The sequence below is a fragment of the Lewinella sp. IMCC34183 genome, assembly GCF_003390915.1.
Lineage (GTDB): Bacteria > Bacteroidota > Bacteroidia > Chitinophagales > Saprospiraceae > Neolewinella.
Window position 1 is genome coordinate 446,874 of record NZ_QMEM01000004.1, and the last position, 12,611, is coordinate 459,484.

Below are 12,611 nucleotides of genomic sequence, written 5' to 3' on the forward strand. Positions count from 1 at the left end.
ACACCCGACCGATGAGCGATAGTAACCCGATTGACGCCAAACTGCTCCTGGTGGAGGACGACCGAAACTTCGGCGATGTCCTCCGTTCCTACCTGGAAGCCCACGACTATGACGTCACGCTCGCTACCGACGGCGTGGCCGGCCTGGAAGCCTACCGGGGCAGTAACTGGGACCTCTGCATCTTCGACGTCATGATGCCCCGCCTAAGCGGCTTCGAACTCGCCAAGAAGATCCGCGAGGACGATACCCAAACCCCCATCATCTTCCTTACCGCCAAGGCCATGAAGGACGATGTACTCAACGGCTTCGAACTCGGTGCCGACGACTACATCACCAAACCCTTCAACAGCGAGGAGCTGCTGGCCCGTATCAACGTGATCCTGCGCCGCAGCCAGGTACCGCTGGACCCGAAGGAGGAGCAGACCGACTTCGAATTCGGCCGCTTTCACTTCAACTTCCCCCTGCGTATTCTCACCCTCACCAGCGAAAAGGGAGAGAAGAGCAAGGAAAAACTCAGTCCCAAGGAAGCCCAGCTGCTCCGCCTGTTTGCCATCAATAAAAACGATATCCTGAGCCGGAGCGAAGCCCTCACCAAGATATGGGGCGAGGACAACTACTTCACCGCCCGCTCCATGGACGTCTTCGTTACCAAGCTGCGCAAGTACCTCAAGCCCGACCCGGCCATCGAGATTGTCAACATTCACGGCAACGGCTTCCAGCTACTCGTGCGCGACGAGCAGGAAAGCTGATCGGCAGTACGACGGCTGTTAAAGCAAGTCCGGGAAATACATGCCGGGTACGATCCCCGGTTTTACACCCATCTGCCCCGGACCGAACAATCAGGGAACGAACAGACGGGCGATCTGTCGCCCTCCGGAATAATTGACGACGTGTTTCCGTCGTTTCAAAATTTAGTTTTTGGGATTATAATTTTATCGGCCGAAGCCTCGCGCTTCGGCTTTTTTTCTTTGTTGCTATGTCATGCGCTTTCTGCTCTACCTCCTCGTCTTCCTGTTACTCCCCGCTTCCGGCAGCGCCCAGCTTACCGGTCGCCGTGCCGCCTCCCGGTCGCTGGATGAGATGATTCGCTGGAATCCTGTCTTCTCCGAAGGACAAACCGGCTTTTCGCTCTGCGACCTGAATACCGGCAACCAAGTCTACGGCTACAACGCCGAGCGCTATTTCGTCCCCGCCAGCAACGTCAAACTGCTCACCTTCTACGTCGCCCAGCACCTGCTGGGCGATTCCGGCCCCGCCCTCTTCTACCGTACTTCCGGCAACACCACCACCGTGTGGGGTACCGGCTATCCCCTTCTCCTCCACCCCGCTTTCTACGGTTTCGACGACCTGGCACCCTGGTTGGCCACCCGCGCCGGCGCACTCGTCTACGAGGCACCGGCCGCACAGGCACCGCCCCGCTACGGGGCCGGCTGGAGCTGGGACGACTACAACTACGGATACGTATACGAGCGCTCGTCCCTACCGGTCTACGGCAACCGCCTGTATCTGGACGTGCTGGAAGACGCCGGCCTGTTCGGTTCCCCGCCGGGTGTGACGGCGGACCTCATCCAGGACGTCAGCCAGGAACGCGCCATCAACCGGACCGAAGGAAGCAACCAATTCACCATCGGCCGCAATTTCTACTACCCCGGCAACTTCCCGCTGCAACGGCCCCTCTCCGTCAGCCCCGACCTCGCGGGCCGACAACTGGCCGCGGCGTTTCCCAACCTGTCCGTGTCGGTGGGTACGGCAGCCGCACCCGCCCGCGGCACCCTGGACGAGGTACGCGCCAGCCTGCCCGATACCCTCTACCGTAAGCTGCTGCAGGACAGCGACAACTACCTCGCCGAGCAACTGTTGATCATGGCAGCCAGCGATCGCTACGGATGGCCCGACGAGGAAACCTTCTTCGACTACGCCGTGGATACCCTCTTTCGCGAACTACAACTCGGCGACCTGCGCTACGCCGACGGCAGCGGACTGAGCCGCTACAACCTGGTCAAACCCCGGCAGCTGACCCAACTCCTTATGTCCCTGGACCGGGAGGTCGGCCGGGACCGGCTCATCACCCTCCTGCCGGCCGGCGGCGAAAGTGGAACGCTGAAGCGGCGCTTCGGTAACCGGCCGGTCACCTACGTGTGGGCTAAGACGGGCACCCTCAGCGGCGTCACCTGCGTCAGCGGGATCGTCCGCTGTCGCTCGGGCCGCTGGCTGAGCTTCAGTTTCCTGCACAACAATGTCATCGGGCGTACCGCGGACTACTACCGGGAGATGGAGCGGGTCCTCGGCTGGGTGTACGACACCCTTTAATGCGCATCTTTGCGGCCCTAACCAACCATATATAATGGTATACCTCGAACTGGAACGCGTTTCCAAGATCTACGGAGAGAAAGTACTTTTCGACCAAGTCGACCTGCAGGTCGCGCAGAATACCAAGGTGGCCCTGGTCGCCAAGAATGGTACCGGCAAGTCTACCCTCCTCCGCGTAGCCGCCGGCGTCGACCAGCCCGAGGGCGTGGGCTCCCGGGCCTACGTGCACAAGGACGCCCGCCTGGCCTACCTCCCCCAGGAACCCGAGTTCGGGGCCGGTGCCACGGTGATGGACGCCGTCTTCGACAGCGATAACGAAATGGTGCGCGCCGTGCGCGACTACGAAATGGCCCTGTCGCGCACCGATAAGCCCCAGCTCCTCCAGGACGCCCTCGGCCGCATGGACCGCCTCCAGGCCTGGGACATCGAGGCCCGCATCAAGGAGGTGCTCAGCAAACTCAACATCGAGGACGTGGACCAGCAGGTAGCCACCCTCTCCGGCGGACAGCGCAAGCGCGTGGCCCTGGCCAAATTGATCATCGACGAGCCCGATCTGATCATCATGGACGAACCGACCAACCACCTGGACCTTGACATGATCGAGTGGCTGGAGGAGTGGCTGCAGTCCACTAACCTGACCCTGCTGATGGTGACCCACGACCGTTACTTCCTCGAGCGCGTTTGCAACCGCATCATCGAGCTCGACGGCGGGCAGATCTACCACTACACCGGGAACTACTCCGACTTCCTGGACAAGAAGGCCACCCGCGAGGAAACGTCCAGCGCCGAACTCGAGAAGGACCGCAAGCGGATGAAGCAGGAACTGGAATGGGTACGGCGCATGCCCAGCGGCCGCGGCACCAAGGCCAAAAGCCGCCTGAGCGCCTTCAGCGAGCTGAAGGAAAAGGTGGGAGGCTTCCGCAAGGAGGAGGAGCTGCAACTGGAGATCAAGGGGCAGCGCCTCGGCAGCAAGATCCTCGAGGCCCACAACATCAGCAAATCCTACGGCGAAAAGGAGCTCGTACGGGGCTTCAGTTACAAGTTCCAGAAGGGCGAACGCGTGGGGATCGTAGGCCGTAACGGGGCCGGCAAATCCACCCTCCTGCACATGCTCACTAAGGAGCTGGAACCCGATACCGGCAAGGTGGTCCACGGCAGCAATACCCATTTCGGCTACTACACCCAGGAAGGCATCAACCTGGCGCAGGACATGCGGGTGATCGACGTGGTGCGCGAGATCGCCGAATTCATCCCTCTCGAAAAGGGAATGAAGCTCACCGCCCGCGGCTTGCTCGAACGCTTCATGTTCAACAGCAAGCAGCAGCAGGTGTACGTGAGCCAGCTCAGCGGCGGGGAGCGGCGGCGGCTCTACCTGCTCACCATCCTCATGAAGAACCCGAACTTCCTGATCCTGGACGAACCGACCAATGACTTGGACATCGTTACGCTGAACGTGCTGGAGGACTTCCTGCTCGACTTCCCCGGCTGCGTGCTCATCGTGAGTCACGACCGGTTCTTCCTGGATAAGCTGGCCCACCACCTCTTCATCTTCGAGGGGGAGGGAAAGATCCGCGACTGGAACGGGCTCTACACCGAATACCGGGAACAGCTGAAGACCGAAAGCCAGGAAAGCGCGCCCCCCACCCCGGCCGCCGCACCCGCGGCCCCCGCCCCCTCCGAGAATCAGCTGTCGCAGGAGCAGCGCAAGGCCATCCGCCGCGTAGAGGGACAGATCGGCAAACTGGAGGAGCGCAAAAAATCCATCAACCAGCAGTTCAACAACATGGCCGCCCTGACGCCGGAGAAGATCGCCGACCTCGGTCGCGAACTCGCGGAAGTGAACGAGGCCATCGAGGATAAGGAGCTGGAATGGATGGAGCTGGTGGGCGAGTAGCCTCCTGCCGTAATCCACAGGGCAAGATTAACTATATGCAAACCCTCTGTTAAGCAGGGAATTAGCGGCGGCCCTTTTCCCCACCAAACGGTGGATAACCAGGGAAAACGGGCAGGTTATCCACAGGTCGGGGCCGGAAAACCGAAAACCGGCGGGGTTATCCACATTTCCACAGCTTTCCACAATGCCTTTTCACGGCTTCTCCCCGGTTGGGCGACCGATATCCCCACCGGAATGTCATAAAAGTTTTCCGGGGAGAACGGTTGGGGAGATTGTGTAGAAAATGGAAATCCCTTTGCGGGGCGGCGCGTTAGCATGTGGATTCCCTGTGGAAAGTTCCCGCCGGCGGGTGGAGATCGAGACTACCAAGCCCGCGGGGCAAATGTTCTCCCGCTTTCCACATCCCTAATAACGATAAAGGGATTTGAAATTTTAAAAAAGATAATAACTATTAAGAGATGGGAAAATCGCCGAGCCGCTACCCCCGTTCCGTCCAACTCTGGCTGATCGTGGGGCTCGTGATGGTCGTCGGGCAGATCGTCATCGGCGGGATCACCCGCCTGACCGAGTCGGGCCTCTCCATCACGGAATGGGAAGTAGTCAGCGGAGCCATACCGCCGCTGAACGCGACCGACTGGCAGGAGGAGTTCGTGAAGTACCAGGCCTCGCCGCAGTACGCCCAGATCTTCGGGGACATGACGCTGGCCGATTTCAAGTTCATCTACTTCTGGGAGTGGTTCCACCGGCAGTGGGCCCGTGCGATGGGCCTGGTGTTCGCCGTGGGCTTCTTCGTGTTCTGGCGCCGCGGTTACCTCGACGGTGCCCTCATGCGCCGCCTGGGCATCGTAGTGCTTCTCGCCGCCCTGGCCGCCAGCTTCGGGTGGATCATGGTAGCCAGCGGGCTGGTGGACCGTCCCTGGGTCAATGCCTACAAGCTCACGCTGCACCTGGCGCTGGGCCTGACGCTCTTCTCCTACCTCCTGTGGGTGACCCTCAAGGTAGTCCGCCCGCGGATCGGTGGATTTCCACACTTACCGGTGAAAAACCTGCTCTGGGCGGTCAACGTAGTGCTCATTTTGCAGCTTTTGCTCGGAGGAGTGATGAGTGGCGCGCGCGCGGCCCTGCCCTACCCTACCTGGCCCGACATGAACGGTAGCGCCGTACCGCCGGTCCTCACCGACGCTTCGGCCTGGACTGTGGAAAACCTGGTCTACTACGAAGGCAGCCTCTTTCAGCCGGCCCTGGTACAGTTTTTGCACCGGATGACGGCTTACTCCCTGTTAATCATTGCGTTATACTTCGTTTACCGCTGCTCGCGGGCGAGCGTGAATCGCAACTTGCGGCGGGCTAACACCCTGTTGATAAGCCTGTTAATAACCCAGGCCATACTGGGGATCCTCACCGTAGTTAACAGCGTGGGACAGGTCCCGGTAGGTCTGGGTGTGGCTCACCAGTTTACCGCCATCGCGGTGGCGGCGGCGATCGTATACCTCAATTATCTCTTCCGGCCGGGGCGTCCGCTGCACCCTGTGGAAAAACTAGTGGAAAACAATAGGAAAAAAAGTTTGGCCCTGTAGGTTACCTCTTCAACTCACCTCCGACCAGCTCTCCCGGCGGCGACCGAGGTACTGCCCGGTGAGGAAGATAGCGAGCAAAAAGTGGAGCAGGGCCGCCCGCGAATCGGGGTTGTAGAGCGTCTGTACCAGGATCATCAGGTAATGGTACACGCTCAGGCTCAGCGTCAGCAGCAAGAAGGTACCGGTATCCCTGCGGCGGTAGTACGCCCAGAGGCTCAGTCCGGAAAGGAAGGCGGCGGTGAGGCCATACATCTTCATCAGCAGGACGAAACTCGGACCTTCAGCGGTACCGAAACCGGGCACGAGGTCACCGGCCCCGGGGTAAAAGAGGAACAGGAAGGCTACGAAGCCCTCGATCAAAGCGTGCAGCAGGAGGATCATACTACCTTAACACGGGAGGGGCCAGGGGTTGCGCGGGATGTCGTATTCCTGCTAATTTCTGGCGGGACCCCATAAAATTTTGGTTAACCGGGGAAATGTATAACAATATAGTTGCGTTATTGGCAGCGGATAATGTTTTAATTGCCTGCTTTTTCGCTGGCTCACCTTTACTGCTCCCAATGAACTCAACGAAACCCCTCACCGCCGCCACGGAGATCCGTATTACCAACCGCGAGCTTGCCATTCACCTCCGCGAGCACCACGATTTTCTCTGGCACTACGCGCGTAAGATGGCGCGCTGCAGCCGCTGCCGCAACGAAGAACCCGCCGACGGCAAGTACCGCATCTACATCAACGGGCGGGGCGACTTCGCGATCTACCACCGCTGCGGTCACTGCGAGTACCCCCTGCACAGCTACGTCGATCTGAGCCAGGAGCGCGCCATTCGCCGCGGACTCCGTAAACTGTGGCTCACCAAAGTCAACTAGCATCGCATCAACCTGGGGGCGCACCCTCGTCTGGACGCTCATCGCCGCCGCCTTTATCGGCCCGGGCACCGTGGCTACGGCTACGCGTGCCGGTACCGAAGGAGGGCTCGCCTACCTGGCGCCGGTCCTGCTGGCGGCCGTAGCCGGCTACGTCTTTATGGAGATGGCCGCGCGGGTGACCCTCGTCAGCCGGCAATCGCTGGGCGAGCAACTCGGCCGCGCGGGCCGGTGGTTGCCCCGCCTCACCTTCGCCGCGGTAGCCTTCGGGTGCCTCGCCTACCAGGCGGGTAACCTGCTCGGAGCCCTGGGCGGATTGCGGCTGCTGTTTGCCCTGGACCGCTTGTGGTTGCTGCCCGGCGGCGGGGCCATCGTTGCGCTATTGTGGGCCGGTAACTCGCGACTCATCGGTCGCGTCATGGCCGCGGTCGTTGCCCTCATGGGGCTGCTGTTCGTCGTGGGGGCCGTCTCCGTGCTGGCGGGCGGGGATCTTTCCGGGCGCACCTTCGCGCCGGTCGACGCCACGGTACTGCTCGGACTGCTGGGCACGACGATCGTACCGTACAATTTTTTCCTGGCCGCGGGCCTCGGCGTCGACGGCGACCTGATCACCATGCGCCGCGGCCTCCTGCTTTCCTTCGCCATCGGCCTGGTCATCACCGCCTCCATCGTCACCGTGGGGGCTACGGCTATATCGTTTCTCACCTTCGACGATCTGGCTGCCGGTCTGGAACAGGCCCTGGGAGCCTACGGACGTCTGATCCTGGCGGTGGGCCTCTTCGCCGCGGGTTTCAGCTCAGCCACCACGGCCCCCTATGCGGCGGCCATGGCGGGGCGTGGACTGCTCGGCGGCGGCGACCGCTGGGATACCGGTGGCAGGTACTTTCGGCTCACCTGGTTATCGGTACTCGGTTGCGGCCTGGCGGTGGCCCTGCTTCAACTCGACATTGTGGGGGTAATCCTGCTGGCGCAGCTGATCAACGGCCTGCTGCTGCCCTTCATCGCGCTCGTGGTCCTCGTCCTCGCCAACCGGCGCGAACTACTGGGCGAGGACGTCAATTCGGTTTGGCAGAACGTGCTCGGGGGGGCGGTGTTGCTGTTTCTCTTTTACAAGACGGGGGAGTACCTGGTCGGCCTGTGGTAGGGGCGGTTCCGCGGGTGCCGGGCAAGTGAGGTCGCGCGACGACTACCGGTTGGTATAGTCCTCCCGGTTGATCTTCAGCTTTTTCATCCGTGCGAAGAGGGTCTTCCCGTTGATCTTGAGGAGCCTGCCGGCGCCGTTGGGTCCGGTGACGCGTCCGTTGGTGTACCGTAGAGCCCGGATGATGTGGCGCCGCTGGCTCTCTTCCAGGCTGATCATGCCTTCCTTTCCGGCCTGTTCGACCATCTGGTAGTGGCCGGTGATGCCGGTGACGAGACCGGCCTCCATGCGCGACCACATCACGACCTGCATCAGTACCTTTTTACCGGCCGCGGCGCGCATGACGAAGGTTTCGTCCATGCGGTGAAAGCCTTCGAGAAAGCGTACCAGCTCGGCACTCCACCGGGCGGCATCCTCCTGGCTTAGCCGTTCGGTGATGCGGCTGGGCCGCAGGTCGTTGGCCTGCTGCGTCCCCATCATAGCGAACAGATTGGCACTGACGATGATGGTCTGGTCGAGTACGTTGAGGTCGAAACTGCCGATCCGGTGGGAGGTTTCGGCGTGTTCCAGCATGGAAATGTAGCGCTTGGTGTGCTGCGCACGGCGGATGAGCGTACAGATCAGCTGCTCATTCGTATCGGAAATTATGTGGGGGATGCTGCGCATCTCTACCGGGTAACTGGTACCCTTCTGGTTGCAGTGGTAGGTGAACAGGGAATCGTTGCCGTTGTCGAGGGTACGTTTACAGTGCTGTCCCCACCACTCTTCCGACCATTCGGGGGTGTAGTCCGCGATGGATTTTGTTACCATGTCCTCGAAGGGGTATCCGAGCGAGGTACAGGCGTGACTGTTGGCGAAGCGTACCCGGCCGGTGAGGTTGTGGCAGACGAGTCCCTCCGCCCCGTGACCCACTACCTGGTGGGCTATTGCCGCAATCTGCGATGGTGTGAGAGGTTCCATAAGGCGGAGATCAAGTAATGCAATACAGTCTGCCTGACGTCTTTAGTTGACATATGTCCGCTCCTGGTTACCAAATTCGGTAACAAATAAAACGGAGGACGCGGGTACATGTTTGATTTTCAGGCAGAACCGGTAAGGCACAAATGTATATGTTTTCACACATTTAAGCCTTTCGCCGTGCCTTTTAATATATTTCTCGTTCCCCGCGTTGTATCAACGGGCGAGCCGAACATCGTTCCGTACCTTGTAATTCGCCCGCCGGAAAGCCCCCGTACTATGGTCCCCCAAAACAATTATGACCGGCTGATCGCTAAGCTAGACGAATTTATTCGCAAGTACTACGTGAACGGCGCGATTCGTGGTTTGCTGTACAGTACGGGGCTGATCCTGGTGCTCTTCCTGGCGATCAGCTTGCTGGAATCCCAGTTCTACTTTTCGGGCACCACGCGGCGCACTCTCTGGTACGGCTTTCTTGGCCTCAGTTTGTTGGCCCTCGGCGGATGGGTGCTGCTGCCCCTGACGCGCTACTTTCGCCTCGGGTCGACCATCAGCCACGAGCGGGCGGCGCAGATCGTCGGCGACCATTTCGGCAATGTAAAGGACAAGCTGCTGAACGTGCTGCAGCTGCGGCGGCAGGCGGCTACGGGAGACGATGTGCTGCTGCTGGCCTCCATCGACCAGAAATCATCCGAGATCAGTCCCGTCCCTTTCCGGTCGGCCATCGACCTGACGCAGAACCGGCGCTACTTGAAGTACGCGCTGCCGCCACTGCTGCTCCTGCTGGTGCTGCTGGTGGCCGCGCCCAGCCTGATCCGCGACAGCACCTCGCGGTTGATCCGGAACTCGGAGACCTTCGAGCGGCCGGCGCCCTTTCGGTTCGTCCTGGAAGATACCGACCCACAGGTCGTACAGTACGGCAGTTATCCCCTGACCGTACGCGCCGAGGGCGACGTGCTTCCCGCCGAAGCCTTCATCGAGGTGGACGGCTACCGCTACCGCCTTACCCGACAGAGCAACTCCACCTTTTCGTACGCCTTCAATAACGTACAGGAGGATACCCCCTTCCGCATTTCGGCGGGCGAAGTCTCTTCCCGCGACTACCTGCTGTCGGTCATGCCCAAGCCCTCCATCGCCGGGTTCACGGTCGAGCTGGACTACCCGGCCTACGTGGGGCGCGCGGATGAGGAAGTCGCTAATATGGGCGACCTGACCGTACCGGCCGGTACCCGTTTGAAGTGGTCGTTCGATACCGAAAACACCGAAAACATCGACCTGCGGTTCGCCGGAGAGGATACGCTCGGCACCCTCCGCCGCGACGGCCGCGACCTGTACAGTTTCGAGAAGCGCGCGCTGCGCAGCGATCGGTATACGCTTTACGTGGGCAACGAATACCTCCCGCTGGCCGACTCCATCACCTACGGCCTTTCGGTAGTACCTGACCAATACCCCCGCATCACCGTCGAGCCGTTCCAGGACAGCACCGATGAACAGTTGCTTTTTTTCGTGGGCGACGCCTCCGACGACTACGGGCTCACCCGCCTCGACTTCGTATACCGCATACAGCCGGCCGAGGGAGAAGTCCGGGAGGAACGGGTTGCCGTCAGCGGTCCTGCCGGTAAGCAAATGCGTTACGACCACGTACTGGACCTGCGCTCCGACGTCGACCTCTCCCCCGGTGACGCGCTTACCTACTACTTCGAGGTATTCGATAACGATGCCGTGAACGGGCGCAAGAGCGCCCGCACGGCCGTAATGAGCTACCGCGTACCCAGCCGCGAGGAGATGGACGAGCGGGCCGAAGCCAACGACAGTAAGGTCAAGGACCAGCTGCAACAGGCCCTGGAGGCTACCCGCCAGTTACAGAAGGAGGCCAAGAGCCTGCGCGAGAAGATGCTGCAGGAGAAGGAGGTGGACTGGAAACTGCGCAAGGAAGTCGAGAAACTGGCCGAGCAGCAGGAACAGGTCCAAAAGCAGATCGACGAGGCCCGGCAGGCCTTTGAGGAAAACCTGGAGAACCAGCCCCAGCAGAACGAACAGATCCGCCAAAAGGAGGAAAAACTCCAGGAGATGTTCGAGAAGTCCGTTTCCGAGGAGATGAAGCAGCTCATGGAGGACATCCAGCGCCTCATGGAGGAACTGGACAAGGACCAGTCCCTCGAAAAGATGGAGGACATGCAGCTGTCGGACGAGGAGATGGAAGACGAGCTCGACCGGATGCTGGAACTCTTCAAGCAGCTGGAGGTAGAAAAGGAAATGCAGGACGCCATCGAGAAACTCGAGGAGCTGGCCGAGGAACAACAGGAACTGTCGGAACAGACCGAGAACGGCGAGAAGTCACCCGAGGAACTGCAACGCGAGCAGGAGGAACTGCGCCAAAAATTCGAGGAACTACAGCAGAAGCTGGAGGAAGCCGAGCAAAAGAACGAGGCACTGGAGAAGCCCATGAACCTCGACACGAAGCAGGAAGACCAGGAGGCCGTAAAGGAGGACATGAAGGACGCCGAGGAGCAACTGAAGCAAGAGCAGGAAGCGGGCGAGCAGTCCCCCCAGGAGGAGAAAGCACAACAGCCGCAGGAAGGCGAACAGCAACCCCAGGAAGGCGAGCAACCGGAAAACGAACCCCAGGAAGGCGAGCAGGAGCAAAGCGAGCAGGAACCTGGCGAGCAGCAGGAACAGCAACCTGGGCAACAACAGCAACAGCAGCAGAAAAAGGGCGCCGCCAAAAAGCAGGAAGACGCTGCCAAGAAGATGCAGAAGATGGCCCAGCAAATGCAGGAGTCCATGCAGAGTATGCAGATGGAGAGTAACAAGGAGGACATGGCGGCCATCCGGCAGTTGCTGGAAAACATCGTCGACCTCAGTTTCGACCAGGAGGAAACCATGGACCAGCTGAGTACCACCACCGTCAACACGCCCCGCTACGTGGAGCTGGTGCAGGAGCAGTTCAAGATCAACAACGACTTCGAACTGGTGCGTGATTCACTGCAGGCCCTGGCCAAGCGGAACTTCCAGATCGAGACCTTCATCACGGAAAAAGTGACCGAGATCCGGGACAACCTCGGTGGCACGGTCGATGAGCTCGAGGAAAGGCGTACTCCCCAGGCCGGCAACCTCCAGCAGCGGGCCATGACCGGCCTCAACGACCTGGCCCTCATGCTGAGCGAGAGCATGGAGCAGATGCAGCAGCAGATGGCCGGACAGATGCAGGGCCAGCAGCAGTGCCAGAATCCCAAGGACGGAAAGCAAGGGCAACAGGGCGGTAAGCCCAGCGAAAACCCCGGAAGTGACGGTCAAAAGGCCGTCGGTGAGCAGATGCGGGAAATCAAGGAAGGACTCGAAAAGGGACAGGGCGGCAGCAGTGAGGAATTTGCCAAGATGGCGGCCCGTCAGGCGGCCCTGCGCCGGGCCCTGGAGGAGAAGCAGCAGGAACGCCAGCAAAACGGCGAAGGAAAGGACGGCCAGCTGGAGCAACTCATTGAGGAAATGAACGCCGCGGAAGAAGATATGGTCAACAAGCGGCTGACCAACGAGGCACTCATGCGTCAACAGGATATCCTGAGCCGCATGCTCGAACACGAACGGGCCGAGCGGGAACAGAAAATGGACGAAAAACGTAAATCCGAAACGGCAGAGCAGCAACGCCGGGAGCTCCCCCCCAGTCTGGAGGAGTACATCCGGCAGCGGCGGGCGGAAGTAGAGCAGTTTCGCCGGGTGACCCCGGAGTTGAAGCCCTACTACCAGGGACTGGTAGACGAGTACTTCCGGTCGCTGTCTACCAGTTCGTTATAAACTTTATCCCGTGTCTGTGATGTTATGTTATTTTAAGTGTTTATTAAGCTTTGCCTAATTCCCATCCTCCTCTC

General features: G+C 60.3%; 9 protein-coding genes. 7 read left to right on the top strand and 2 right to left on the bottom strand.

Features of this window, described 5'->3' with window-relative positions:
- Positions 1-11: 11 nt before the first annotated feature.
- From DQG19_RS11600 to DQG19_RS11615, 4 genes are all read left to right on the top strand, one after another.
- On the top strand, positions 12-749 hold the full coding sequence (locus DQG19_RS11600; RefSeq protein ID WP_116126414.1) for a response regulator transcription factor: 738 nt from the start codon (positions 12-14) through the stop codon (positions 747-749).
- Between the two features lie 232 nt (positions 750-981).
- Complete coding sequence (locus DQG19_RS11605) at positions 982-2,310, top strand: D-alanyl-D-alanine carboxypeptidase/D-alanyl-D-alanine-endopeptidase (RefSeq protein ID WP_116126415.1); 1,329 nt, start codon at positions 982-984, stop codon at positions 2,308-2,310.
- 34 nt (positions 2,311-2,344) lie between these two features.
- Positions 2,345-4,204 carry an ABC-F family ATP-binding cassette domain-containing protein gene (locus tag DQG19_RS11610; RefSeq protein ID WP_116126416.1) on the top strand — a complete coding sequence of 620 codons (1,860 nt, stop codon included), beginning with the start codon at positions 2,345-2,347 and terminating at the stop codon, positions 4,202-4,204.
- Between the two features lie 458 nt (positions 4,205-4,662).
- Positions 4,663-5,781, top strand: a complete 1,119-nt coding sequence (locus DQG19_RS11615; protein WP_116126417.1) for a COX15/CtaA family protein — start codon at positions 4,663-4,665, stop codon at positions 5,779-5,781.
- 9 nt (positions 5,782-5,790) lie between these two features.
- Here DQG19_RS11615 and DQG19_RS11620 read toward each other — a convergent pair whose 3' ends face one another.
- Complete coding sequence (locus DQG19_RS11620) at positions 5,791-6,162, bottom strand: hypothetical protein (protein WP_116126418.1); 372 nt, start codon at positions 6,160-6,162, stop codon at positions 5,791-5,793.
- 179 nt (positions 6,163-6,341) lie between these two features.
- Here DQG19_RS11620 and DQG19_RS11625 point away from each other — a divergent pair, with 179 nt between their 5' ends.
- Positions 6,342-6,650: a hypothetical protein gene (locus DQG19_RS11625; RefSeq protein WP_116126419.1), complete on the top strand. Its 309-nt coding sequence runs from the start codon at positions 6,342-6,344 to the stop codon at positions 6,648-6,650.
- A 70-nt stretch (positions 6,651-6,720) separates the two neighbouring features.
- Positions 6,721-7,791 (top strand): NRAMP family divalent metal transporter, encoded by a 1,071-nt coding sequence (locus DQG19_RS11630; protein WP_157974466.1) that lies wholly within the window; start codon positions 6,721-6,723, stop codon positions 7,789-7,791.
- A gap of 42 nt (positions 7,792-7,833) precedes the next feature.
- On the opposite strand, the gene DQG19_RS11635 is transcribed toward DQG19_RS11630, so the two are convergent.
- A complete protein-coding gene (locus DQG19_RS11635; RefSeq protein ID WP_116126421.1) occupies positions 7,834-8,748 on the bottom strand; it encodes a PAS domain-containing protein in 915 nt (304 codons plus the stop codon).
- Positions 8,749-9,024: 276 nt separating this feature from the next.
- Here DQG19_RS11635 and DQG19_RS11640 point away from each other — a divergent pair, with 276 nt between their 5' ends.
- The gene (locus DQG19_RS11640) at positions 9,025-12,537 is read left to right on the top strand and encodes a DUF4175 family protein (protein ID WP_116126422.1); all 3,513 of its coding nucleotides are present in this window, start codon (positions 9,025-9,027) and stop codon (positions 12,535-12,537) included.
- The last annotated feature ends 74 nt before the right edge of the window (positions 12,538-12,611 follow it).

What these genes read in the sequence shown, in the direction of transcription:
- DQG19_RS11600 (WP_116126414.1), top strand. Translation starts at nt 12, where the DNA reads ATGAGCGATAGTAACCCGATTGACGCCAAACTGCTCCTGGTGGAGGAC.
- DQG19_RS11605 (WP_116126415.1), top strand. Translation starts at nt 982, where the DNA reads ATGCGCTTTCTGCTCTACCTCCTCGTCTTCCTGTTACTCCCCGCTTCC.
- DQG19_RS11620 (WP_116126418.1), bottom strand. Translation starts at nt 6,162, where the DNA reads ATGATCCTCCTGCTGCACGCTTTGATCGAGGGCTTCGTAGCCTTCCTG.
- DQG19_RS11640 (WP_116126422.1), top strand. Translation starts at nt 9,025, where the DNA reads ATGGTCCCCCAAAACAATTATGACCGGCTGATCGCTAAGCTAGACGAA.
- DQG19_RS11610 (WP_116126416.1), top strand. Translation starts at nt 2,345, where the DNA reads ATGGTATACCTCGAACTGGAACGCGTTTCCAAGATCTACGGAGAGAAA.
- DQG19_RS11615 (WP_116126417.1), top strand. Translation starts at nt 4,663, where the DNA reads ATGGGAAAATCGCCGAGCCGCTACCCCCGTTCCGTCCAACTCTGGCTG.
- DQG19_RS11625 (WP_116126419.1), top strand. Translation starts at nt 6,342, where the DNA reads ATGAACTCAACGAAACCCCTCACCGCCGCCACGGAGATCCGTATTACC.
- DQG19_RS11635 (WP_116126421.1), bottom strand. Translation starts at nt 8,748, where the DNA reads ATGGAACCTCTCACACCATCGCAGATTGCGGCAATAGCCCACCAGGTA.